Annotated in this window: 20 protein-coding genes; 14 read left to right on the forward strand and 6 right to left on the reverse strand. The window is 62.4% G+C overall.

Features of this window, described 5'->3' with window-relative positions:
- Positions 1-189 precede the first annotated feature (189 nt).
- Together rluB and PP4_RS06760 are read left to right on the forward strand one after the other, a co-directional pair.
- Positions 190-1,257, forward strand: coding sequence for a 23S rRNA pseudouridine(2605) synthase RluB (gene rluB, locus PP4_RS06755; RefSeq protein ID WP_016498477.1), 1,068 nt, complete (start codon positions 190-192; stop codon positions 1,255-1,257).
- A gap of 645 nt (positions 1,258-1,902) precedes the next feature.
- Positions 1,903-3,321 (forward strand): amino acid permease, encoded by a 1,419-nt coding sequence (locus tag PP4_RS06760; RefSeq protein ID WP_162465267.1) that lies wholly within the window; start codon positions 1,903-1,905, stop codon positions 3,319-3,321.
- A 181-nt stretch (positions 3,322-3,502) separates the two neighbouring features.
- On the opposite strand, the gene PP4_RS06765 is transcribed toward PP4_RS06760, so the two are convergent.
- Positions 3,503-4,387, reverse strand: coding sequence for a LysR substrate-binding domain-containing protein (locus PP4_RS06765; protein WP_016498479.1), 885 nt, complete (start codon positions 4,385-4,387; stop codon positions 3,503-3,505).
- A 152-nt stretch (positions 4,388-4,539) separates the two neighbouring features.
- On the opposite strand from PP4_RS06765, the gene ydiJ reads away from it, so the two are divergent.
- Positions 4,540-7,560, forward strand: coding sequence for a D-2-hydroxyglutarate dehydrogenase YdiJ (gene ydiJ / locus PP4_RS06770; protein WP_016498480.1), 3,021 nt, complete (start codon positions 4,540-4,542; stop codon positions 7,558-7,560).
- A gap of 137 nt (positions 7,561-7,697) precedes the next feature.
- Here ydiJ and PP4_RS06775 read toward each other — a convergent pair whose 3' ends face one another.
- From PP4_RS06775 to phhA, 4 genes are all read right to left on the reverse strand, one after another.
- Complete coding sequence (locus tag PP4_RS06775; protein WP_016498481.1) at positions 7,698-8,897, reverse strand: MFS transporter; 1,200 nt, start codon at positions 8,895-8,897, stop codon at positions 7,698-7,700.
- Positions 8,898-8,987: 90 nt separating this feature from the next.
- Positions 8,988-9,116 (reverse strand): hypothetical protein, encoded by a 129-nt coding sequence (locus PP4_RS29675; protein WP_016488505.1) that lies wholly within the window; start codon positions 9,114-9,116, stop codon positions 8,988-8,990.
- Positions 9,117-9,407: 291 nt separating this feature from the next.
- On the reverse strand, positions 9,408-9,764 hold the full coding sequence (locus PP4_RS06780) for a 4a-hydroxytetrahydrobiopterin dehydratase (RefSeq protein ID WP_016498482.1): 357 nt from the start codon (positions 9,762-9,764) through the stop codon (positions 9,408-9,410).
- Between the two features lie 40 nt (positions 9,765-9,804).
- Positions 9,805-10,593: a phenylalanine 4-monooxygenase gene (gene phhA / locus PP4_RS06785; RefSeq protein ID WP_016498483.1), complete on the reverse strand. Its 789-nt coding sequence runs from the start codon at positions 10,591-10,593 to the stop codon at positions 9,805-9,807.
- Positions 10,594-10,848: 255 nt separating this feature from the next.
- Between phhA and PP4_RS06790 the strand changes: the two genes are divergently transcribed.
- Positions 10,849-12,408, forward strand: a complete 1,560-nt coding sequence (locus PP4_RS06790; protein WP_016498484.1) for a sigma-54-dependent phenylalanine hydroxylase transcriptional regulator PhhR — start codon at positions 10,849-10,851, stop codon at positions 12,406-12,408.
- Positions 12,409-12,559: 151 nt separating this feature from the next.
- On the opposite strand, the gene PP4_RS06795 is transcribed toward PP4_RS06790, so the two are convergent.
- The gene (locus PP4_RS06795) at positions 12,560-12,814 is read right to left on the reverse strand and encodes a DUF2790 domain-containing protein (RefSeq protein ID WP_003254526.1); all 255 of its coding nucleotides are present in this window, start codon (positions 12,812-12,814) and stop codon (positions 12,560-12,562) included.
- A gap of 397 nt (positions 12,815-13,211) precedes the next feature.
- Between PP4_RS06795 and acs the strand changes: the two genes are divergently transcribed.
- From acs to astD, 10 genes are all read left to right on the forward strand, one after another.
- The gene (gene acs / locus PP4_RS06800) at positions 13,212-15,173 is read left to right on the forward strand and encodes an acetate--CoA ligase (protein ID WP_016498485.1); all 1,962 of its coding nucleotides are present in this window, start codon (positions 13,212-13,214) and stop codon (positions 15,171-15,173) included.
- Between the two features lie 617 nt (positions 15,174-15,790).
- The gene (locus tag PP4_RS06805; RefSeq protein WP_016498486.1) at positions 15,791-16,576 is read left to right on the forward strand and encodes an ABC transporter substrate-binding protein; all 786 of its coding nucleotides are present in this window, start codon (positions 15,791-15,793) and stop codon (positions 16,574-16,576) included.
- Between the two features lie 88 nt (positions 16,577-16,664).
- Entirely contained in the window at positions 16,665-17,354 is a 690-nt protein-coding gene (locus tag PP4_RS06810) for an ABC transporter permease (RefSeq protein WP_016498487.1), read from the forward strand.
- Positions 17,351-18,049, forward strand: a complete 699-nt coding sequence (locus PP4_RS06815) for an ABC transporter permease (RefSeq protein WP_016498488.1) — start codon at positions 17,351-17,353, stop codon at positions 18,047-18,049. Before PP4_RS06810 ends, PP4_RS06815 begins: the two co-directional genes overlap by 4 nt.
- A 22-nt stretch (positions 18,050-18,071) precedes the next feature.
- The gene (locus tag PP4_RS06820) at positions 18,072-18,836 is read left to right on the forward strand and encodes an ABC transporter ATP-binding protein (RefSeq protein ID WP_016498489.1); all 765 of its coding nucleotides are present in this window, start codon (positions 18,072-18,074) and stop codon (positions 18,834-18,836) included.
- Between the two features lie 98 nt (positions 18,837-18,934).
- On the forward strand, positions 18,935-19,915 hold the full coding sequence (gene argR / locus PP4_RS06825; RefSeq protein WP_016498490.1) for a transcriptional regulator ArgR: 981 nt from the start codon (positions 18,935-18,937) through the stop codon (positions 19,913-19,915).
- 343 nt (positions 19,916-20,258) lie between these two features.
- Entirely contained in the window at positions 20,259-21,479 is a 1,221-nt protein-coding gene (locus PP4_RS06830) for an aspartate aminotransferase family protein (RefSeq protein WP_016498491.1), read from the forward strand.
- A gap of 135 nt (positions 21,480-21,614) precedes the next feature.
- On the forward strand, positions 21,615-22,634 hold the full coding sequence (aruF, locus tag PP4_RS06835; protein ID WP_016488492.1) for an arginine/ornithine succinyltransferase subunit alpha: 1,020 nt from the start codon (positions 21,615-21,617) through the stop codon (positions 22,632-22,634).
- 78 nt (positions 22,635-22,712) lie between these two features.
- Positions 22,713-23,741, forward strand: coding sequence for an arginine N-succinyltransferase (gene astA / locus PP4_RS06840; RefSeq protein ID WP_016498492.1), 1,029 nt, complete (start codon positions 22,713-22,715; stop codon positions 23,739-23,741).
- Positions 23,742-25,205: a succinylglutamate-semialdehyde dehydrogenase gene (astD, locus tag PP4_RS06845; protein WP_016498493.1), complete on the forward strand. Its 1,464-nt coding sequence runs from the start codon at positions 23,742-23,744 to the stop codon at positions 25,203-25,205.
- Positions 25,206-25,217 lie beyond the last annotated feature (12 nt).

The raw sequence follows: 25,217 nt of genomic DNA on the forward strand, positions 1-25,217 counted from the left end.
TGGGAGCTGGCTTGCCGGCGATAGGGCCAGTGAGATCAACACAAGACCACTAGGCTGAAACCGCTCCCAATACTTGCAAAACCCTCTAACCTCCAGTGCGTTCCATTGCCGAACCGCGTATGATGCGCGGCCTTTTGGCGCGTTCGTCGCCAAGAACCTGTTTTCATTCCTACACCGGGAGGTGCCCAGATGAGTGAGCAAGACCTGCAAGATACCGAAATCACCCCGCCATCCGGCGAAAAGCTGCAGAAAGTGCTGGCGCGCATTGGCGTGGGCTCGCGCCGTGACGTCGAGGCCTGGATCAGCCAGGGCCGCATCAAGGTCAACGGCGTCGCAGCCACCCTTGGCCAGCGCGTCGACCTGCACGACGCCATTGCCGTAGACGGCAAGCTGATCAAGCGCGAAGAGGCCGCCGAGGCCACTCGCCGGGTGATCATGTACAACAAGCCCGATGGCGAAATCTGCACCCGTGACGACCCGGAAGGCCGTCCGACCGTGTTCGATCGCCTGCCACGGCCAAAAGAAGGCCGCTGGATCAACATCGGCCGCCTCGACATCAACACCACCGGCTTGCTGCTGTTCACCACCGACGGTGAGCTGGCCAACCGCCTGATGCACCCGTCCTACGAGATGGACCGTGAGTACGCGGTACGTGTGCGTGGTGAAGTCGACGACGAGATGATCGAGCGCCTGAAAGCCGGCGTAATGCTGGAAGACGGCCCGGCCAAGTTCACCGACATCCAGAAGGCACCAGGAGGCGAAGGCTTCAACCACTGGTACCACTGCGTGGTGATGGAAGGCCGTAACCGTGAAGTACGTCGCCTGTGGGAATCGCAGGGCATGGTGGTCAGCCGCCTGAAGCGCGTGCGTTTCGGCCCGGTGTTCCTCAACTCCGACCTGCCGATGGGCCGCTGGCGTGAAATGACCCAGGGCGAAATCGACATCCTGGCTGCCGAAGTGGGCCTGCAGCCAGTGGCGCTGCCTGCCATGAAGCTCAAGGCCAAGGACAAGATGGAGCGCCTGCAGCGCAAGTCGACCCGCCCGCTGGGCCGTGGCGAGCGCGTGCGCAACCTGCGCCCGGCTCACGAAGGTGCCGCTACTGGCGAGCGCCCGGCGCGTCAGCCGCGTGAAGAGGCTCCGCGTAAACCTAACCGTGGCAGCACGGTGGCCGAGCGTCCAAGCGATATGCGCAAGCGCCCGGGCAAGCCTGAGGGTGACAAGCCGGCAGGCCGTGGTCGCGGCAAGCCGCGTGGCTGATAAGCCTGTGTGGTAACCAAGAAACCAGCCTTCGGGCTGGTTTTTTTATGCCTGTGGGAATTGGGGGGGCAATGCGGCCCCAAGATATTGAACAAAAAGAATTTTTCTGACGACTGGCAAGTTTCTGAACCGACGTGTAAAGAAATTTATACGAATGTAGCCGTTTTCAGTCCGCATTTCAGATCAAGCCCTATCGTGTAAACAAACCTTGCCGGCGTCCAGGTGCCAAAGCCGCTGTCCTGGGCCCTCCCACCCTTGCCCAAACCCCCGTCCCCACGGTGTTATAGCCGCCATTGCCGTGTGCAAGAGCCCGCCCACAGAGCCGGGCTGACAAAACAACAAATGGAGGCGCCATGTACGCCGATCACTCCGCCTTTCAAGGCCCATACCACAGGATCGCTGCGTTTTTTCCGGATGGAAGGACGCAACGCGTTGACGCCTGCGCGTTTGCAGGGGTATACAGTGCGCCGCGTTTTACCTGTGACCCTCTTGCGTACCGCGCACTCTTGATCACGCCTGGTTGACCCGCTCCGGCGGCACCTGAGGTCAAGAAACCCAAGGTAACCACCTTGCCCATTCCGCTGCGCCACGAGCGCGGTGGGTCCGATTCCGTCACAGATAAAAACAATGCAGGTGACTTCGTTCATGAGTGGACAAAACATGCATTCAGGCGAGCTAAAGCGGGGCCTGAAGAACCGCCACATCCAGTTGATCGCCCTTGGTGGTGCGATTGGTACCGGCCTGTTCCTCGGCTCGGCAGGCGTGATGAAATCCGCCGGCCCGTCAATGATCCTTGGCTACGCCATTTGCGGCTTCATCGCCTTCATGATCATGCGCCAGCTTGGCGAAATGATTGTCGAAGAGCCGGTGGCCGGCTCGTTCAGCCACTTTGCCCACACTTACTGGGGTGGTTTCGCCGGCTTCCTGTCGGGCTGGAACTGCTGGGTGCTGTACATCCTGGTGGGCATGTCGGAGCTTTCGGCGGTCGGCAAGTATGTTCACTACTGGTGGCCGGAGATCCCTACCTGGGTCACGGCGGCGGCGTTCTTCGTGCTGATCAACGCCATCAACCTGATGAACGTGAAGTTCTTCGGTGAAGCCGAATTCTGGTTTGCCATCATCAAGGTCGTGGCCATCGTCAGCATGATCGGCCTGGGTGCCTACCTGCTCACCAGCGGCAGCGGTGGCCCGGACGCCACCATCGCCAACCTGTGGTCCCATGGCGGCTTCTTCCCGAACGGTGTCAGCGGGCTGGTCATGGCCCTGGCGTTCATCATGTTCTCCTTCGGTGGCCTGGAAATGCTTGGCTTCACCGCTGCCGAGGCCGACAAGCCCAAGACCGTGATCCCGAAGGCGATCAACCAGGTCATCTACCGCATCCTGATCTTCTATGTCGGTGCCTTGGTGGTGCTGCTGTCGCTGACCCCGTGGGACAACCTGGTCGCCAGCATCGATGCCTCGGGTGGCAGCTACGGCAGCAGCCCGTTCGTGCAGGTGTTCTCGCTGCTGGGCAGTGACGTGGCCGCCCACCTGCTGAACTTCGTGGTATTGACCGCCGCGCTGTCGGTGTACAACAGCGGCACCTACTGCAACGCCCGCATGCTGCTGGGCATGGCCGAGCAGGGCGATGCCCCGGCATCGCTGGCCAAGGTCGACAAGCGTGGCGTGCCAGTGCGTGCGATCCTGGTGTCGGCTGCCGTTACCTTTGTCGCCGTGCTGCTCAACTACCTGATGCCGCAGAACGCCCTGGAGCTGCTGATGTCGCTGGTAGTGGCTACCCTGGTGATCAACTGGGCGATGATCAGCTACTCCCACCTGAAGTTCCGTCAGCACCTGGACCGTACTGGCCAGAAGCCGCTGTTCAAGGCGCTGTGGTATCCCTATGGCAACTACGTGGTAATGGCCTTCGTGGTGCTGATTCTGGGCATCATGCTGATGATCCCGGGCATCCAGGTTTCGGTGTATGCGATCCCGGTGTGGCTGTTTGCGATGTTCGTTGTCTACATGGTCAAGCCGCGCCGCAGGATGAATGCCGGTGGGGTTGCGGGTACCGCAGCCAAGTAACTCGGCAATGTAGTCTGCAGAAACCCCAAATCAGGCGACTGACTTGGGGTTTTTTGTTGTCTGCCCGGGCCGTTTCGCGGGCATGCCCGCTCCCACAGGATCACCACAGGCTTCAGGAGCAACGCTGTACCTGTGGGAGCGGGCGTGCCCGCGAAACGGCCGGGACTGGCAATGAAGGCGATCAGATCTGCTCCAGCAACCAGCCCCTGAATGCCCGTAACGACGGCAAGGCCTCATTCCGGGGCGGATAGATCAGGTAGTAACTACGCTGGCTGGCAAATGCCACCCCAGGGCTGTACAGCTCTGCCTTGGCCAACTCCTCCTCTACCAGAATGCGCGGCACAAGACCGATACCAATCCCGGCCCGTACGGCCTGAATCAGGTGCGACGTCAGCTCAAAGCTCGGCCCCAGGCGCATCGACCGGTGCGGCAGGCCATGGTGCGAAAACCACTCGCCCCACGCATGGGGGTTGTTGGCCACATTCAGCAGCACCTCTTCACTGATCCTTGCCGGGCTCCAGCCCTGGCTATCTGCGCCGGCCTCCGGCGGCAGGATCACCACCAGTTCCTCGGCATGCAGGCGATGGCAGATCAGCCCCGGCAGATCATGGCTGGCCACACCGATGGCGGCATCGATTTCGCTGGTGTCGAAGTTGATGGCTTCGATGCGCGAATGAATGTGCACCAGCATGCCCGGGTGGGCGCTGTAGAACGCATGCAGCCTCGGCAGTAGCCATTTCGAGCCGAAGGTGGGCAGGGTGGCCAGGCGCAAGGTGCCCACCCCTGACTGGTAGGCCAGTGCCTGCAGGGTGGCGCTGCGGATGCGCCCCAATGCCTCGCTGAGCTCGCGCTGGTACAGCCGGCCGACATCGGTCAGCTGCACCTGGCGGCCTTCGCGGCGAAACAGGGTCAGGCCCAGTTGTTGTTCCAGCGCCTGCACCTGGCGGCTGACCGCGCTCTGGGTCAGTGACAGTTCGGCAGCGGCGCGGGTGTAACTTTCATGCCGGGCGGCGGCCTCGAATGCCAGCAGCAGCGACATGGACGGTGTCAGGTGGCGGTAATTCATTCATAAAAGTCATTGATAGCGGCAGGATTATCCGTTTGCCCCTGAGGCGAAACTACAGGAACATTGGCCTATACGTCACCCTGGCATTGCAACACCTATGCCGGAGCGACAGGAATCCCGTGAATTAGCCAATATCAAGAGGCCATCCTTCGATGATCGCCCAGCTGCCGACCGTTGCACCGAGCGCCAACTACCCCGAATTCCTCGAAGCCCTGCGCAGCAGCGGCTTCCGTGGCCAGATCAGTGCCGACTACGGCACCCGTACCGTGCTGGCCACCGATAACTCGATCTACCAGCGCTTGCCTCAGGCGGCGGTGTTCCCGCTGGACGCCGACGACGTGGCGCGGGTTGCCACGCTGATGGGTGACCCGCGCTTCCAGGACGTCAAGCTGACCCCGCGCGGTGGTGGTACCGGCACCAACGGCCAGTCGTTGACCGACGGCATTGTCGTCGACCTGTCGCGGCACATGAACAAGATCCTCGAAATCAACGTCGAGGAGCGCTGGGTGCGGGTGCAGGCCGGTACGGTCAAGGACCAGCTCAATGCGGCGCTCAAGCCGCACGGCCTGTTCTTCGCCCCCGAACTGTCCACCTCCAACCGCGCCACGGTCGGCGGCATGATCAACACCGACGCCAGCGGCCAAGGCAGCTGCACCTATGGCAAGACCCGCGACCACGTACTGGAGCTGCACAGCGTGCTGCTCGGTGGCGAGCGCCTGCACAGCCTGCCGATCGACGATGCCGCACTGGAGCAGGCCTGCGCCGCGCCCGGCCGGGTCGGCGAGGTGTACCGCATGGCCCGCGAGATTCAGGAAACTCAGGCTGAACTGATCGAAACCACCTTCCCCAAACTCAACCGTTGCCTGACCGGCTACGACCTGGCGCACCTGCGCGACGAGCAGGGCCGCTTCAACCTCAACAGCGTGCTGTGTGGCGCCGAAGGCTCGCTGGGTTACGTGGTCGAAGCCAAGCTCAACGTGCTGCCGATCCCCAAGTACGCGGTGCTGGTCAACGTGCGCTACACCAGCTTCATGGATGCCCTGCGCGACGCCAACGCGTTGATGGCACACAAGCCACTGTCCATCGAGACCGTCGACTCCAGGGTGTTGATGCTGGCGATGAAAGACATCGTCTGGCACAGCGTTGCCGAATACTTCCCGGCCGACCCCGAGCGCCCCACCCTGGGCATCAACCTGGTGGAGTTCTGTGGCGACGAGCCGGCGGAGGTCAACGCCCGGGTGCAGGCTTTTGTCGAACACTTGCAGGCGGACACCAGCGTCGAGCGCCTGGGGCATACCCTGGCAGAAGGCGCCGAGGCGGTCACTCGCGTCTACGTCATGCGCAAGCGCTCGGTGGGCTTGCTGGGTAACGTCGAGGGCGAGGTGCGCCCGCAGCCGTTTGTCGAAGACACCGCGGTACCGCCGGAGCAGTTGGCCGACTACATCGCCGACTTCCGCGCGCTGCTCGATGGCTACGGCCTGACCTACGGCATGTTTGGCCACGTCGATGCCGGCGTGCTGCACGTACGCCCGGCACTGGACATGAAAGACCCGGCCCAGGCTGCGCTGGTGAAGCCGATTTCCGATGCGGTGGCGGCGCTGACCAAAAGCTACGGCGGTTTGCTGTGGGGCGAGCACGGCAAAGGCCTGCGCTCCGAATACGTGCCGGAGTACTTCGGCGAGCTGTACCCGGCGCTGCAGCGCCTGAAGGGTGCCTTTGACCCGCACAACCAGCTCAACCCGGGCAAGATCTGCACCCCGCCAGGCAGCGCCGAAGGCCTGACCCCGGTCGATGGCGTGACCCTGCGCGGCGACCTCGACCGTACCATAGACGAGCGCGTGTGGCAGGACTTCCCGAGTGCCGTGCACTGTAACGGCAACGGCGCCTGCTACAACTACGACCCCAACGACGCCATGTGCCCGTCGTGGAAGGCCACCCGCGAACGCCAGCATTCGCCCAAGGGCCGTGCTTCGCTGATGCGCGAATGGCTGCGCCTGCAGGGCGAGGCGAACATCGACGTGCTGGCCGCGGCGCGCAACAAGGTGTCGTGGCTCAAGGGCCTGCCAGCGCGCCTGCGCAACAACCGCGCACGCAGCCAGGGGCAGGAAGATTTCTCCCATGAAGTGTACGACGCCATGGCCGGATGCCTGGCGTGCAAGTCGTGCGCCGGGCAGTGCCCGATCAAGGTCAACGTGCCGGACTTCCGTTCACGCTTCCTCGAGTTGTACCACGGCCGCTACCAGCGCCCGCTGCGTGACTACCTGATTGGCTCGCTGGAATTCAGCATTCCGTACCTGGCCCACGCGCCAGGGCTTTACAACGCGGTGATGGGCTCTAAGTGGGTGACCAGGCTGCTGGCCGACAAGATCGGCATGGTCGACAGCCCGCTGATCAGCCGTTTCAACTTCCAGGCCACCCTGACCCGCTGCCGCGTTGGCGTGGCCAGTGTGCCGGCCCTGCGTGAACTGACCCCGGCCCAGCGCGAACGCAGCATCGTGCTGGTGCAGGACGCCTTTACCCGCTACTTCGAAACGCCGCTGTTGTCAGCCTTTATCGACCTGGCCCACCGCCTGGGTCATCGGGTGTTCCTGGCGCCGTACAGCGCCAACGGCAAACCGCTGCATGTGCAGGGCTTCCTCGGTGCATTCGCCAAGGCGGCGATCCGCAACGCCACCCAGCTCAAGGCCCTGGCCGACTGCGGCGTGCCGCTGGTGGGCCTGGACCCGGCGATGACCCTGGTGTATCGCCAGGAATACCAGAAAGTGCCGGGGCTGGAAGGTTGCCCGAAGGTGCTGTTGCCGCAGGAGTGGCTGATGGATGTGCTGCCCGAACAGGCGCCGACCGCGCCGGGCAACTTCCGCCTGATGGCGCATTGCACCGAGAAGACCAACGTGCCAGCCAGCACCCGGCAGTGGGAGCAGGTGTTTGAGCGTTTGGGCCTGAAGCTGGTGACCGAGGCGACGGGGTGCTGCGGCATGTCCGGTACCTACGGGCATGAGGCACGTAACCAGGAGACATCGCGGACCATCTTCGAGCAGAGCTGGGCGACCAAGCTGGACAAGCAAGGGGAGCCGTTGGCGACGGGCTACTCGTGCCGTAGCCAGGTCAAGCGCATGACCGAGCGCAAGATGCGCCATCCGCTGGAAGTGGTGTTGCAGTACGCCCAGCGTTAATCTTCAGGGCCTCGGGGCTGCTTTGCAGCCCTATCGCCGGCAAGCCAGCTCCCACAGGATCGCCACAATGTTCAGGCCTGTGGTGATCCTGTGGGAGCTGGCTTGCCGGCGATAGGGCCAGTGCAGGCACTGCAAGGTCAGGGTTCTTGCCCCCGATCTCTATGCCGGCGCGCCTGCCGGTACAGATACAGGCTCAACACCAGCCCGCAAGCCGCGGCAGCCGCCGCAAACAGAAACATCGAAGCAAACCCGAACCCCGCCGCCACCGCGCCCACCAGTGGCCCGGTCACCCCCAGCGACAAATCGATGAACAGCGAATACGCCCCCACCGCCGCGCCGCGGTTGGCCGCCGACACCTGGTTCACCGCCTCCACGCCCAATGCCGGGAACACCAGCGAGAAACCAAACCCGCTCAGTGCTGCACCCGCCAGTGCCAGTTCGGCACTGGGAGCGAGCCACAGCATCAGCAGCCCGAGTGTTTCCACCGACAGGCAGGCAATCGCCACCCTGAACCCGCCAATGCGGTTGATCAGGTTGCCGAACAGCAGCCGCGCGCTGATGAAGCTGGCGCCGAACAGGCTCAGGGTCAACGCCGCATCAGCCCAGCCACGGCTGGCGTAGTACAGGGTGATGAAGGTGGCGATGGTGCCAAAGCCGATCGAGCCCAAGGCCAGTCCCGAGCCGTGCGGGAACACCTTGCCCAGCACCCGCAGGAACGGCAGGCGTACACCGCTGACAATAGGCGCGGCCTGCTTGGGCCAGGCCAGCAGCAGGCCAAGGGCGCACAGCAGGATGATGCTGACGCCCATGCTCCACAGCCCCAGGCCCTTGACCATCAGCACACCCAGGGGCGCGCCGATGGCCAGTGCGCCATAGCTGGCGATGCCGTTCCAGGAGATGACCTTGGCGGTGTTTTCGGCGCCCACCCTGCCGATGCCCCAGCCAATCGCGCCCGAGCCCACCAGGCTTTCGGCGCTGCCCAGCACCAGGCGGCCTACCAGCAGGCAGGTCAGGCTCAGCCATGGCAGGTGGGTGAGGAAGGCGCAGGCCAGCATGAATACCCCGCTAAGCCCGCAGCCGACCAAGCCATACATGACGGCTTTCTTGCTGCCATGGTTGTCGATGATTCGGCTGGCGGTGGGGCGGCTGAGCAAGGTGGCCAGGTACTGCACGCTGATCACCAGGCCAGCGACCACGGCGCTGAAACCCAGGTCGTTATGCACATAGCCGGGCAGCACGGCCAGTGGGATGCCGATGTTCAGGTAGCCGATGAAGGTGAAGAGGACGATGGAGACGACTTGCAGGGTGACCGCAAGGGGGCGCGGTGAGTCGGGCATGGGGACCTACGTGTGTTCAGGACGGTGTGAAAACGTGATGACGGGGGTAGCCCGCAGGTCAGCCGTTTTCACACAGTCGGGGATGCGCAGTTATTCCTGGTCAGCGCTGGATTGATCGTCACCATCCTGCTCGACGGCTGCTGCCGGTTCGGCGTGAACGGTCACGGATGGCTCTTCTGGGTTCAGGCTTGGGAAGGGAAGATTCGGGATTTCGTGCATCTCGTCGTTCCTCGCAAGTGTGAGTGAAAAGTCTGCGCCAGGCGCGGTTGAAGCTTCGCAAAGCTGGGGCAGGATACACAAGTCTGGATGACAGTTTGGATTTTTTACCGTTCGTTTGTCGGTTTTGCGGGCGAACAGCGCACATTCTTCCTGTAAATAATTGGGGCCGCTTCGCGCCCCTTCGCGGGCTTGCCCGCTCCCACAGGGACCGCGAAAACCAGAGGCGCGCGCCGTCTTTGTGGGAGCGGGCAAGCCCGCGAAGGGCGCGAAGCGACCCCAGTTTCTAAGCGATTACTTACGGCCTTCAGCCGATTCAGCCACCTTGTCAGTGCGCGCGCACATGATGAAGTCGTTGCGGTGCAGGCCTTTGATCGAGTGGCTCCACCAAGTGACGGTAACCTTGCCCCACTCGGTCAGCAGCCCTGGGTGGTGGCCTTCGGCTTCGGCGATTTCGCCCACGGCGTTGGTGAACGCCAAGGCGTGCTTGAAGTTCTTGAACAGGAACACGCGCTCAAGCTCCATGTGGCCGTCACGTACTTCAATGTTCCAGTCCGGGATTTCGCGAATCAGCTCGGCCAGCTCTTCGTCGGAGACTTTCGGTGCGTCGGCGCGGCAGGCTTCGCAATGGGCTTGGTTCAAGGCATTCATGGGGTGTCTTTCCAGTTCGAGTTGTTATCGGCAAGGTCGCTCAGGCGGCGACCTTGGGTGGAAACTTCGGCGCGTGCAGGCCCAGCTGCATGGCTTTATGGACCATGCCCATGATGTCTTCGTGGGCCAGGTCGAACAGGCGCTTCATGTTCGGCAGCACGAAATACAGCGGCTGCAGGATGTCGATGCGGTACGGCGTGCGCATGGCCTCGATAGGGTCGAAAGCCTGGTGCTCGGGCTCGCCAGACAGACTGTAGACGGTCTCCTTGGGCGACGAGAGAATGCCGCCACCATAGATCTTGCGGCCCTGCGGGGTTTCCATCAGGCCAAACTCGATGGTCATCCAGTACAGGCGCGCCAGGTACACGCGTTGTTCCTTGGTCGCAGCCAGGCCGAGCTTGCCGTAGGTGTGGGTGAACTCGGCGAACCACGGATTGGTCAGCAGCGGGCAGTGGCCGAAGATTTCGTGAAAGATATCGGGCTCTTGCAGGTAGTCCAGCTCTTCCGGGGTGCGGATGAAGGTGGCGACCGGGAAGCGCTTGCTGGCCAGCAATTCGAAGAAAGTCTGGAAGGGGATCAGTGCCGGTACCCGGGCAACTTGCCAGCCGGTGGTGGCGCCCAGCACTTTGTTGACCTCGCCCAGCTGCGGAATACGGTCATGGGGCAGCTTGAGCTGGTCGATGCCGTCCAGGTATTCCTGGCACGCGCGGCCTTCGATCACTTTCAGCTGGCGAGTGATCAGGGTGTTCCATACCGCATGCTCTTGCTGCGGGTAATCGATAAAACCATGCGCATCGGGCTCGCGTGCCACGTATTGCGTCTGTTTCATGAGGCTCTCCTGGTGAGGGCTTTTCTTGTTATGTGCAGGACATGCCTAAGTAATATCCTCACCCGGGTCGGTTTGCACGATGGATGGCAGGGCTTGTAGTTGCTCGTCCCCCTACTTTCGTAACGATAATTTTACAAAATCGAGCAGGTGTCGGAAAATCCGAGGCATCTGGCTGATGGTTGCGCGGTTTTTGTCAGCTTATCTTTACGAATTTTCTGCGCGGTGTTGAAAAACATTGGCGCTTCGAGAGCCCTCATGCGTATCAAAGTGCATTGCCAGAACCGTATTGGCATCCTGCGCGACATCCTCAACCTGCTGGTGGAGTACGGCATCAACGTGCTGCGCGGTGAGGTGGGCGGCGACCACGGCAACGCCATCTACCTGCATTGCCCGAACCTGATCAACCTGCAGTTCCAGGCATTGCGGCCCAAGTTCGAGGCGATTGCCGGGGTATTCGGCGTCAAGCGCGTGGGGCTGATGCCCAGCGAGCGCCGGCACATGGAGCTGAACGCACTGCTGGGCGCGCTGGATTTCCCGGTGCTGTCGATCGACATGGGCGGCAGTATCGTCGCCGCCAACCGTACTGCGGCGCAGCTGCTGGGGGTACGGGTGGACGAGGTGCCCGGCATGCCGCTGGCGCGCTACGTGGAAGACTTCGACCTGCCGGAGCTGGTGCGGGCCAACAAGTCGCGCATCAACGGCATGCGCATCAAGGTCAAAGGCGATGTGTTCCTGGCCGATATCGCGCCATTGCAGTCCGAGCACGATGACAGTGAGGCGTTGGCGGGCGCGGTACTTACCCTGCACCGGGCTGACCGCATCGGCGAGCGTATCTACAACGTGCGCAAGCAGGAGCTGCGCGGTTTCGACAGCATCTTCCAGAGCTCGCGGGTGATGGCCGCCGTGGTGCGTGAGGCGCGGCGCATGGCACCGCTGGATGCCCCCTTGCTGATTGAGGGCGAGACCGGTACCGGCAAGGAGCTGCTGGCGCGCGCCTGCCACCTGGCCAGCCCGCGCGGCCAGTCGCCCCTGATGGCGCTCAATTGCGCCGGGTTGCCGGAGTCGATGGCCGAGACCGAGCTGTTTGGCTACGGCCCCGGGGCATTCGAAGGGGCGCGGGCGGAGGGCAAGCTCGGGTTGCTGGAGCTGACCGCTGGCGGCACGCTGTTTCTTGACGGGGTAGGGGAGATGAGCCCGCGCCTGCAAGTGAAGCTGCTGCGCTTTCTGCAGGACGGCTGCTTCCGCCGGGTAGGCAGCGATGAAGAGGTCTACCTGGATGTGCGGGTGATTTGCGCGACCCAGGTGGATTTGTCCGAGCTGTGTGCCCGTGGCGAGTTTCGCCAGGACCTGTATCACCGCCTCAACGTATTGTCGCTGCACATTCCGCCTTTGCGTGAGTGCATGGATGGGCTGGAAGGGCTGGTACAGCACTTTCTCGATCAGGCCAGCCGGCAGATTGGCTGCGCCATGCCCCGCCTGGCGCCGGCCGCAATGGACAAACTTGGGCAATACCATTGGCCAGGTAATGTAAGGCAGTTGGAAAACGTATTGTTCCAGGCGGTTTCTTTATGTGAAGGCGGCGTGGTCAAAAGCGAGCATATTCGCTTGCCGGATTATGGCGCGCGGCAACCGTTGGGTGAGTTTTCGCTGGAAGGGGATCTTTCGCAGATTGTCGGGCGCTTTGAAAAGGCGGTACTGGAAAGTTTGATGGGGGAGTTTTCGAGTAGTCGGGCTTTGGGCAAAAGATTGGGTGTATCGCACACGACAATTGCCAACAAGTTAAGGGATTATTCGCTTGGCAAGTCTGCGGATTAGTTGTCGGGCAAAGAACTTGGGACTGCTTCGCAGTCCTTTCGCGGCGCAAGGCCGCTCCTACAGGTACGGCGCGGGTTTGAGGATTGCGCAATACCTGCAGGAGCGGCCTTGTGCCGCGAAGGGGGCCGCAGGGCCCCCAATTCATAAGGTATCAGCCGTTGGAGCAGCCGTTCCCCATCACGCGGTATTCGAGAATGTGCTTCTGGCCCTGGGAGTCCTCGTAGGTCATGCGGGCTGGCACGACTTCGCACACATTGGGCACTTCGCTCATGGAAATGACGCGGGCAATGTCCAGGTGCTGCGAGTAACTGTACTGTTCAACCGGAATCTGCTCGGCATCTTTGGCTTCGCCGGCCATCGCCGCGCCGCAAAGACTGCCAAGTACCAATACCAGTAAAGCTTTCATTTTCTATTTACCTGTCTAAGGTCGTGAGGGGGCACGCGGCGCTTATGGCGCCGCGAGTATTGCTAGTTTTAACTATCGGGATTAGATGGAGATTAACGCTTGCCTTCGTGGGGGCTGTTACCAGTTGTTAATCGCCTTGCCGTTGCTGGCGAGGTGAATTTTATGGCGCTGGCCAAGGCCGAAACAGTGGGTCTTTTGATAAAGTGTTTTGACAGAATCTGTAACAATCCGGTGTTAACCCCTTATTTTTTTGCCCCCATGGGCTGTAATGCCCGAGCTAGAGGGCTTTGCCGGAACGGGCGTACCAAATTACTACCAACGTCGAATGGCTTTTGTCGCTCTGGTACAGTTACAAACGGTTCCATACAAAAACAACTATTACACCGAGGTAACACAGATGAGTGCGGCTCCACTGTATCCCGTTCGTCCCGAGGTTGCGGCCACTACCCTGACCGACGAGGCCACCTACAAGGCCATGTACCAGAAATCGGTGATCAACCCGGACGGCTTCTGGCGCGAGCAGGCCCAGCGTATCGACTGGATCAAACCGTTCACCAAGGTCAAGCAAACCTCCTTTGACGACCACCACGTCGATATCAAATGGTTCGCCGACGGCACTCTGAACGTTTCCTCCAACTGCCTGGACCGCCACCTCGAAGAGCGCGGTGATCAGTTGGCCATCATCTGGGAAGGCGACGACCCTTCCGAACACCGCAACATCACTTACCGTGAACTGCACGAGCAGGTCTGCAAGTTCGCCAACGCCCTGCGTGGCCAGGACGTGCACCGTGGTGACGTGGTCACCATCTACATGCCGATGATCCCCGAGGCCGTGGTGGCCATGCTGGCCTGTGCCCGTATTGGTGCGATCCACTCGGTGGTGTTCGGTGGCTTCTCCCCTGAAGCGCTGGCCGGCCGCATCATCGATTGCGAGTCCAAGGTGGTGATCACCGCCGACGAAGGCGTGCGTGGCGGCCGTCGTACCCCGCTCAAGGCCAACGTCGACCTGGCGCTGACCAACCCTGAAACCAAAAGCGTGCAGAAGATCATCGTGTGCAAGCGCACCGGTGGTGATATCGCCTGGCACCAGCACCGCGACATCTGGTACGAAGACCTGATGAAAGTGGCCTCCAGCCACTGCGCGCCAAAGGAAATGGGTGCTGAAGAAGCGCTGTTCATCCTTTATACCTCTGGCTCCACGGGCAAGCCGAAGGGTGTGCTGCACACCACCGGCGGTTACCTGGTGTATGCCGCGCTGACCCATGAGCGCGTGTTCGACTATCGCCCGGGCGAGGTCTACTGGTGCACCGCCGACGTCGGTTGGGTCACTGGCCACAGCTACATCGTCTACGGCCCGCTGGCCAACGGCGCCACCACCTTGCTGTTCGAAGGCGTGCCGAACTACCCGGACATCACCCGCGTCTCGAAGATCGTCGACAAGCACAAGGTCAACATCCTCTACACCGCGCCAACCGCCATCCGCGCGATGATGGCCGAAGGGCAGGCCGCTGTTGAAGGGGCCGATGGTTCCAGCCTGCGTCTGCTTGGCTCGGTGGGCGAGCCGATCAACCCTGAAGCGTGGAACTGGTACTACAAGACTGTAGGCAAGGAGCGCTGCCCGATCGTCGACACCTGGTGGCAGACCGAAACCGGCGGCATCCTGATCAGCCCGCTGCCGGGCGCTACCGGTCTCAAGCCGGGCTCGGCAACCCGCCCGTTCTTTGGTGTGGTGCCCGCCCTGGTGGACAACCTGGGTAACCTGATCGAGGGTGCGGCCGAAGGCAACCTGGTGATCCTCGACTCCTGGCCAGGCCAGTCGCGTTCGCTGTACGGCGACCACGACCGCTTTGTCGACACCTACTTCAAGACCTTCCGTGGCATGTACTTCACCGGCGACGGTGCGCGCCGCGACGAAGATGGCTACTACTGGATCACCGGTCGTGTGGATGACGTGCTCAACGTCTCCGGTCACCGCATGGGTACTGCCGAAATCGAAAGCGCCATGGTCGCGCATTCGAAAGTTGCCGAGGCTGCAGTGGTTGGCGTGCCGCACGACATCAAGGGTCAGGGCATCTATGTGTATGTCACCCTCAATTCCGGTATCGAGGCCAGTGAGCAGTTGCGCCTGGAGCTGAAAAACTGGGTGCGCAAGGAAATCGGCCCGATTGCCTCGCCGGACGTGATCCAGTGGGCGCCGGGCCTGCCGAAGACCCGTTCGGGCAAGATCATGCGCCGCATCCTGCGCAAGATTGCCACCGGTGAGTACGATGCGCTGGGCGATATCTCGACACTGGCTGACCCGGGTGTGGTGCAGCACCTGATCGATACCCACAAGGCCATGAACCTGGCTTCGGCCTGATATCGAGGCAGAGCGCGGGCCCTTGTGGGAGTGGCTTTATGTGGGAGCGGGCGTGCCCGCGAACACCGGCGCAGCCGGTGCCATCCACCGCGTTGACTGCTTCGCGGGCACGCCCGCTCCCACAGGGCTGCTTGCACACGCCACGACCAGACTAAACCCCGCCCGGGCAACCGGCGGGGTTTTTGCTTTACTGTTACCCGACATTCATCGGTAACTGTTCTGTCACCGGTCCTGCACAAGTTCGGGGCGCGAAGAAACAAATCAGGCCCGTTTCGGTGCGTTCCCGTAGCCATTTTGTGCAACACAGCACGCTACACTTGCCGTAGTACAAGGCTTTGCCAATAATAGGCCCAGGAATTGCTAGGTCTATAGGTTCTATTTCTTGCGCTTTTGCATATTTTGCACTGGCTGTCAACATCGCCCGCAGCGGTTTCAAGCGCTTCTGTAAGTAGTTGTCGCTTTGAAGAAATATCGACTACCGGGCTGTCGCTAAAATGCCACTCACTCGCTCGTGGTCTGCGACCTTGGTCGAACCCTGCGCGGCTCGCGTTGTACCCATTCGCATATCGGGCAGTTGTTACCTGCCTTGTATTGCCCCGTACCGATGGAGTTACCTGATGAAGAAGCTCGCACTGCTTGGCGCCCTGGCGCTGTCTGTGTTTTCCCTGGTGTCGCAGGCCGATGAAAAACCCCTGAAAATCGGCATTGAAGCTGCCTACCCACCCTTCGCCTTCAAGCAGCCCGATGGCAGCATCGCCGGTTTCGACTACGACATCGGCAACGCCCTGTGCGAACAGATGAAAGCCAAGTGCACCTGGGTCGAGCAGGAGTTCGACGGCCTGATCCCGGCGCTGAAAGTGCGCAAGATCGACGCCATTCTGTCGTCCATGTCGATCACTGAAGACCGCAAGAAGTCGGTCGACTTCACCAAGCGCTACTACCTGACCCCGGCGCGCCTGGTCATGAAGGACGGCACCGCTGTCAGCGAAAGCCTGGATGAGCTCAAAGGCAAGAAGATCGGCGTGCAGCGCGGCTCGATCCATGACCGCTTCGCCAAGGAAGTGCTGGGCGCCAAAGGTGCCACCGTGGTGCCTTACGGCACCCAGAACGAAATCTACCTGGACGTGGCAGCCGGCCGCCTCGACGGCACCGTGGCTGACGCCACCCTGCTGGAAGACGGCTTCCTCAAGACCGACGCCGGCAAGGGCTTTGCCTTCGTAGGCCCGGCCTTCACCGACGCCAAGTACTTCGGTGACGGTATCGGCATTGCCGTGCGCAAGGGTGACAAGGCGAACGTCGAGCGCATCAACGCGGCCATCGACGCCATCCGTGCCAGCGGCAAGTACAAAGAAATCGAGAAGAAGTACTTCAACTTCGACATCTACGGTCCAGACTCGAACTAAGACATCGGGTTTCACCTGTGCAATGGTGCAAACAGCAGAGGCTCTGAGGTTTGCACCATTTTTCATTCTCTAGGTCGAGGACCTCATCATGTTGAAAGGCTACGGGGCAGTCATCCTCGACGGGGCGTGGCTGACGCTGCAGCTCGCCCTGTCGTCGATGGCCCTGGCCATCGTGCTCGGCCTGATCGGTGTGGCGCTGCGCTTGTCGCCGGTGCGCTGGCTGGCCTGGCTGGGCGATCTGTATTCCACCGTTATCCGTGGTATTCCGGACCTGGTCCTGATCCTGCTGATTTTCTACGGCGGGCAAGACATCATCAACCGGGTGGCACCGCTGCTCGGCTACGAAGACTACATCGACCTGAACCCGCTGGCGGCGGGTATCGGCACGCTGGGCTTCATCTTTGGCGCGTACCTGTCAGAAACCTTCCGCGGTGCCTTCCTCGGTATTCCCAAGGGCCAGGCCGAAGCGGGCGTGGCGTATGGCATGAGCAACCGCCAGGTGTTCTTCCGCATCCAGGTGCCGCAAATGATTCGCCTGGCGATCCCGGGTTTCACCAACAACTGGCTGGTGCTGACCAAGGCCACCGCGCTGATTTCGGTCGTCGGCCTGCAGGACATGATGTTCAAGGCCAAGCAGGCGGCCGACGCCACCCGCGAGCCTTTCACCTTCTTCCTGGCGGTGGCGGCCCTGTACCTGGTGCTGACCAGCGTCTCGCTGCTGGCCCTGAAGTATCTCGAGCGCCGCTACTCGGTGGGCGTCAAGGTGGCTGAACTATGATCTTCGACTACAACGTCGTCTGGGAGGCATTGCCGTTGTACTTCGGCGGCCTGCTGACCACCCTCAAGTTGCTGGCGATTTCGCTGTTCTTCGGCCTGTTGGCGGCCATTCCGCTAGGCCTGATGCGCGTGTCGAAGCAGCCTGTGGTCAATCTCGTGGCGTGGCTCTACACCTACGTGATTCGCGGCACGCCGATGCTGGTGCAGCTGTTCCTGATCTACTACGGCCTGGCGCAGTTCGAGGCGGTACGTGAAAGCTTCGCCTGGCCGCTGCTGTCCAGCGCCACGTTCTGCGCCTGCCTGGCGTTCGGTGTCAACACCAGTGCCTACACCGCAGAAATCATCGCCGGCAGCCTCAAGGCCACGCCCCACGGCGAGATCGAGGCGGCCAAGGCCATGGGCATGTCGCGCATGAAGATGTACCGGCGCATCCTGCTGCCATCGGCCCTGCGCCGGGCGCTGCCGCAGTACAGCAACGAAGTGATCATGATGCTGCAGACCACCAGCCTGGCGTCGATCGTCACCCTGATCGACATCACCGGTGCCGCACGCACGGTCAATGCCCAGTACTACCTGCCTTTCGAGGCCTACATCACGGCGGGCGTGTTCTACCTGTGCCTGACCTTCATCCTGGTGCGCCTGTTCAAGATGGCCGAACGCCGCTGGCTCGGCTACCTGGCGCCGCGCAAGCACTGACCGCTTTGTGAGAATCGACAGCATGTACAAACTCGAAGTCCAAGACCTGCACAAGCGCTACGGCAGCCATGAAGTGCTCAAGGGTGTTTCCCTGGCGGCCAAGGCCGGCGACGTCATCAGCATCATCGGCTCCAGTGGTTCGGGCAAGTCGACCTTCCTGCGCTGCATCAACCTGCTGGAGCAGCCGCACGCCGGCAAGATCCTGCTCAACAACGAAGAGCTCAAGCTGGTGGCCGGCAAGGACGGCGCGCTGAAGGCCTCCGACCCGCGTCAGTTGCAGCGCATGCGCTCGCGCCTGTCGATGGTGTTCCAGCACTTCAACCTGTGGTCGCACATGACGGCGCTGGAGAACGTGATCGAGGCGCCGGTACACGTGCTGGGCATGAGCAAGAAAGAAGCCGTTGAAAAGGCCGAGCACTACCTGGCCAAGGTGGGTGTCTCCCACCGCAAGGACGCCTTCCCCGGGCATATGTCGGGTGGTGAGCAACAGCGTGTGGCAATTGCCCGGGCCCTGGCCGTGGAGCCAGAGGTTATGCTGTTCGACGAGCCGACTTCGGCGCTAGACCCGGAGCTGGTGGGTGATGTGCTCAAGGTCATGCAGGCGCTGGCTCAGGAAGGCCGGACCATGGTGGTGGTGACCCACGAAATGGGCTTTGCTCGCGAGGTCTCCAATCAGCTGGTGTTCCTGCACAAAGGTCTGGTGGAAGAGGCGGGCTGCCCACGCGAAGTATTGGCCAACCCGCAGTCGGAGCGCCTGAAGCAGTTCCTCTCCGGCAGCCTGAAGTAAAAGCTGCATTTTTGCACCAGAATAGGGCATGCTGCGCTGCGAGCGCAGCCTGACCCGGCGCACAGACTCGAACGACCTCAGGTTTCGGACCGCACCCTATGACCACCCAGCGAATCGGTTTTCTCATCTGGCCCAGCACCAGGCCCTTGACCCTGGCGCTGGCCGAGGAAGTGTTGCAGGTGGCGCAGCGGGTGCATCCGGATGTGGTCTACGAACTGGCCTTCCTGCAGGCAGAGCCCGCGCCAGAGGGGGAGTGGCGCCTGCCGGGCGAGCCGTGGACCGGCCGACTGGAGGGTTGCCACAAACTGTTCCTGCTCGCTGACGAGCCGCCTGCGGCGGTAGGGGCTGCCTTGTCGACGGCGCTCAAGCAGCTGGCGCGCAGTGGCTGCACGGTCGGTGGCCTGGCTGCCGGGGTGTATCCGCTGGCGATGCTGGGCCTGCTCGACGGTTACCGGGCTGCGGTGCACTGGCGCTGGCAGGACGATTTTGCCGAACGCTTCCCCAAGGTCATTGCCACCAGTCACTTGTTCGACTGGGATCGTGATCGCATGACTGCCTGTGGCGGCATCGCCGTGGCCGACCTGTTGCTGGCAGTGCTGGCCCGTGATCACGGGGCGGAACTGGCGGGGGCAGTGTCGGAAGAGCTGGTGGTGGAGCGCATCCGCGAGGGTGGCGAGCGTCAGCGCATTCCGCTGCAGAACCGCCTGGGTTCTAGCCATCCCAAATTGACCCAGGCGGTGCTGTTGATGGAAGCCAACATCGAAGAGCCGCTGACCACTGACGAGATTGCCCAGCATGTGTGCGTGTCGCGTCGGCAGCTGGAGCGCATCTTCAAGCAGTACCTGAACCGCGTGCCGAGCCAGTACTACCTGGAGCTGCGGCTGAACAAGGCGCGGCAGATGCTGATGCAGACCAGCAAGTCGATCATCCAGATCGGCTTGTCCTGTGGCTTCTCCTCGGGGCCGCATTTTTCCAGTGCCTATCGCAACTTCTTTGGCGCCACGCCACGGGAAGACCGCAACCAGCGGCGTAGCAGCAGCCCGTTCGAACTGAGCTCGGCGCCTGCCGAAAAGGGCTGATTCCCCTGTTGCCTGCACTGGCCCTATCGCCGGCAAGCCAGCTCCCACTGGTACCCGGCAAGCCTCAGGGCCTGTGGTGACCCTGTGGGAGCTGGCTTGCCGGCGATAGGGTCGGCGTAGACAGCCACTCTTCTATATGTGAACACCCGTTCACCCAGCATCCTCTCTCCCGTACACTGCGCGATTGCGACAGTGTTTGTCGCATTGCCGAAAGCCTTGTCAAAACTGGGTTTTGCGCTGTAACAAGTTGTCGCTTGGCCGCAAGGACAGGCGCGGATCAGTCCTTACAATCCCCCCATCGCTCGCCCACTTCCAGGCCAGCGTTCCTCTTCAGGAGACTCAGATGTCCGTTGAGCAAGCCCCGGTGCAACGTGCCGATTTCGACCAGGTCATGGTCCCCAACTATTCTCCGGCGGCCTTCATTCCTGTGCGAGGCGAGGGTTCCCGTGTGTGGGACCAGTCGGGTCGCGAGTTGATCGACTTTGCCGGTGGCATCGCGGTAAATGCCCTGGGCCACTGCCATCCGGCGCTGGTCAAGGCCCTGACCGACCAGGCCAACACCCTCTGGCACGTATCCAACGTGTTCACCAACGAGCCGGCCCTGCGCCTGGCCCACAAGCTGGTGGACGCCACCTTTGCCGACCGGGCGTTCTTCTGCAACTCCGGCGCCGAGGCCAACGAGGCCGCGTTCAAGCTGGCCCGTCGCGTCGCCCATGACCGCTTTGGCCCGGAAAAGCACGAAATCATCGCCACCGTGAACAGCTTCCACGGCCGTACCCTGTTCACCGTCAGCGTCGGCGGCCAGCCTAAGTACTCCGACGGTTTCGGCCCGAAGATCACCGGCATCAGCCACGTGCCGTACAACGACCTGGAAGCACTGAAAGCCCAGATTTCCGACAAGACCTGCGCTGTGGTGATTGAACCGATCCAGGGCGAAAGCGGCGTGGTACCGGCAGACCTGGCTTACCTGGAAGGCGCTCGCAAGCTGTGCGACGAGCACAACGCCCTGCTGATCTTCGACGAAGTGCAGACCGGCGTGGGCCGTACCGGTTCGCTGTATGCCTACCAGCACTACGGCGTGACGCCCGACATCCTGACCAGTGCCAAGAGCCTGGGCGGTGGCTTCCCTATCGGCGCCATGCTGACCACCACCGAACTGGCCAAGCACCTGGCCGTCGGCACCCACGGCACCACTTACGGCGGCAACCCGCTGGGCTGCGCCGTCGCCTGCGCGGTGCTGGATGTGGTCAATACCCCTGAAACCCTGGCCGGCATCAAGGCCAAGCACACACGTTTCAAGACCCGCCTGGAACAGATTGGCCAGAAGTACAGCCTGTTCTCCCAGGTGCGTGGTGTCGGCCTGCTGCTCGGCTGCGTGCTGACCGAGGCCTGGCAAGGCAAGGCCAAGGACGTGCTCAACGCCGCCGAGAAAGAAGGCGTGATGGTGCTGCAGGCCGGCCCGGACGTGGTGCGTTTTGCGCCAAGCCTGGTGGTTGAAGACGCCGACATCGACGAAGGCCTGGACCGCTTCGAGCGCGCCGTGGCCACCCTGACCAAGGGCTGATCCGCCTGCGCCACCTTCGCCGGCAAAGGCCATTCCCGGGCCTGGCCGGCGATACCCGATTCCACTGCAGGTGCCCGTGTACCTGCCGTTTTTCCGTGCCGCCGTGAGCGGCCCGTATTCCAAAGGAGTGACACCATGCTGGTGATGCGCCCCGCGCAAATGGCTGATCTGAACGAAGTGCAGCGCATGGCTGCAGACAGCCCCATTGGTGTCACCTCGCTGCCGGACGACGCTGCTCGCCTGGGCGACAAGATCGCCGCTTCCGAGACTTCCTTCGCCGCCGAGGTCAGCTTCAACGGCGAGGAAAGCTATTTCTTTGTGCTCGAAGACAGCGAGACTGGCAAGCTGGCAGGCTGCTCGGCCATTGTCGCTTCGGCTGGGTATTCCGAGCCTTTCTATAGTTTTCGTAACGAGACCTTCGTGCACGCTTCGCGCGAGCTGAAGATCCACAACAAGATCCACGTGCTGTCGTTGTGTCATGACCTGACCGGCAACAGCCTGCTGACCAGCTTCTATGTATTGCCGGAGCTGGTGAACAGCGGCTGGGCCGAGCTCAATTCGCGCGGTCGCCTGCTGTTCATGGCCGCGCACCCGGAGCGTTTCGCCGACTCGGTAGTGACCGAAATCGTCGGCTACAGCGACGAGAATGGCGAATCGCCGTTCTGGGATGCCATCGGCCGCAATTTCTTCGACCTCAACTACTCCGACGCCGAGCGCCTGTGTGGCCTGAAGAGCCGAACCTTCCTCGCCGAACTGATGCCGCACTACCCGATCTACGTGCCGCTGCTGCCCGATGAGGCGCAGGAAGCCATGGGCCAGGTGCACCCCCGCGCGCAGATCACCTTCGACATCCTCATGCGCGAAGGCTTCGAAACCGAGCACTACATCGACATCTTCGACGGTGGCCCGACCCTGCATGCGCGCACCTCGGGCATTCGCTCGATTGCCCAGAGCCGCTCGGCGCCGGTGAAAATCGAGGACGCCCCAGGCAAGGGCGGGCGCCCGTACCTGGTGTGCAATGGCCAGTTGCAGGACTACCGCGCGGTGCTGCTGGACCTGGATTGGGTGCCCGGCAAACCGGTGTGCCTGAGCCTGGCGGCGGCCGATGCGCTGGGTGTGGGCGAGGGTGGCAGCGTGCGCCTGGTCGCGGTCTGAGGTCTGGTAACAGACGTTTCGGGATTGATGCGTTAGAAGAGTTTTGCGCCGGCCGACGCCGCCGCACAAGGAGATAGCATGATCGTTCGTCCTGTACGCAGCAGCGATTTGCCTGCGTTGATCGAATTGGCACGCAGCACCGGTACCACCGGGCTGACCACGCTGCCGGCCAACGAAGAACGCCTGGGGCATCGCGTTGGCTGGGCGGAAAAGAGCTTCCGTGGCGAAGCCGAGCGTGGCGACACCGATTACCTGTTCGTGCTGGAAAACGACGAAGGCCTGGTGGTCGGCATCAGTGCCATCGCCGGTGCCGTCGGCCTGCGCGAGCCTTGGTACAACTATCGGGTCGGCCTTACCGTCAGCGCTTCGCAGGAGCTTAAGATCTATCGCGAAATCCCCACCCTGTTCCTTGCCAACGACCTGACCGGCAATTCCGAGCTGTGCTCGCTGTTCCTGCGCAGCGATCACCGCTCCGGGCTCAATGGCCGCCTGCTGTCGCGTGCGCGGATGCTGTTCATTGCCGAGTTCCCGGAGCTGTTTGGCAAGAAGATCATTGCCGAAATGCGCGGTATGTCCGACGAGCAGGGGCGTTCGCCTTTCTGGGAAAGCCTTGGCCGGCATTTCTTCAAGATGGAGTTCAGCCAGGCGGACTACCTGACCGGTGTTGGCAACAAGTCGTTCATCGCCGAGCTGATGCCCAAGTTCCCCCTGTACACCTGCTTCCTGTCCGAGGCGGCGCGCGACGTGATCGGCCGCGTGCACGTCGACACCGAGCCGGCGCTGGCCATGCTCAAGCAGGAAGGCTTCAACTACCAGGGCTATGTCGACATCTTCGACGCAGGCCCGGCCATCGAGTGTGATACCGCCAAGATCCGCGCGGTGCGCGAGAGCCAGACGCTGGTGCTGGCGGTGGGCACGCCGGGCGACGACGCCACCCCTTACATCATCCACAACCGCAAACGCGACGATTGCCGCATCACTGCCGCGCCTGCGCGGCTGGCCGCCGGTACCTTGGTGGTCGACCCGTTGACCGCCAAGCGTCTGCGCATGGGTGCCGGCGACAACGTGCGTGCCGTGCCGCTATCGGCCAGCCGGGAGGCCCAGTAAATGACCACGCATTACATCGCAGGCAATTGGCTGGCGGGGCAGGGCGAAGCCCTGCAGTCGCTGAACCCGGTGACCCAGGCTGTCATCTGGCAAGGGCAGGGCGCTGACGCCAGCCAGGTGGACGCCGCCGTCCAGGCAGCCCGTCAGACCTTTCCGGCGTGGGCGCAACTGAGCCTGGAAGCGCGTATCGACGTGCTGGAGAAGTTCGCCGAGCAGCTGAAAAAGCATGCCGAAGCCTTGGCCCAGTGCATCGGTGAGGAAACCGGCAAGCCCCTGTGGGAATCGGCGACCGAAGTCACCAGCATGATCAACAAGGTGGCGATCTCGGTACAAAGCTACCGCGAGCGCACCGGGGAAAAGAGCGGCCCGCTGGCCGACGCCACGGCCGTGCTGCGGCACAAGCCCCATGGCGTGGTAGCGGTGTTCGGCCCCTACAACTTCCCCGGTCATCTGCCCAATGGCCATATCGTGCCAGCGCTGTTGGCGGGTAACTGCGTGGTGTTCAAGCCCAGCGAGCTGACGCCCAAGGTTGCCGAGCTGACCGTCAACTGCTGGATCGCCGCCGGCCTGCCGGCGGGCGTGCTGAACCTGGTGCAGGGCGCGCGGGAAACCGGTGTGGCGCTGGCCGCCAACCCGGGGATCGATGGCCTGTTCTTCACCGGTTCCAGCCGCACCGGCAACCTGCTGCACCAGCAGTTCGCCGGTCGCCCGGACAAGATCCTGGCCCTGGAAATGGGCGGCAACAACCCGCTCGTGGTAGACGAGGTGAGGGACCTGGACGCTGCGGTGTACACCATCATCCAGTCGGCGTTCATCTCCGCCGGCCAGCGTTGCACCTGCGCGCGGCGCCTGCTGGTGCCCCAAGGCGCCTGGGGTGATGCGCTGATAGTGCGCCTGGTCGAGGTGTGCAAAACCATCACGGTGGGGGCGTTCGATGAGCAGCCGGCACCGTTCATGGGCTCGGTCATTTCGCTGCAGGCGGCGCGTGCGCTGATTACGGCCCAGGCCGAACTGGCTGCCAAAGGTGGCGTGAAGCTGCTGGAAATGACCCAGCCGCAGGCCGGTGCTGCGTTGCTGACCCCGGGCATTGTCGATGTCACGGCCGTGGCCGAGCGCCCGGACGAAGAGTTCTTTGGCCCGCTGCTGCAGGTGATCCGTTATGCCGATTTCGATGCTGCCATCGATGAAGCCAACAACACCCAGTACGGTCTCGCCGCCGGGTTGCTCTCCGACTCGCGTGCCCGCTACCAGTACTTCTGGCTGCGCAGCCGCGCCGGTATCGTCAACTGGAACAAGCAACTGACCGGCGCCGCCAGCAGTGCGCCGTTCGGTGGCGTGGGTGCCAGTGGCAACCATCGGGCCAGTGCCTATTACGCGGCAGACTACTGCGCTTACCCCGTGGCTTCGCTGGAGACCGCCAGCCTTGCCTTGCCGGCGACCCTGACGCCGGGCGTCACCCTATAACAACAGGTCACG

It is taken from the genome of Pseudomonas putida NBRC 14164 (assembly GCF_000412675.1).
In the GTDB taxonomy this organism is placed as follows: Bacteria; Pseudomonadota; Gammaproteobacteria; order Pseudomonadales; family Pseudomonadaceae; genus Aquipseudomonas; species Aquipseudomonas putida.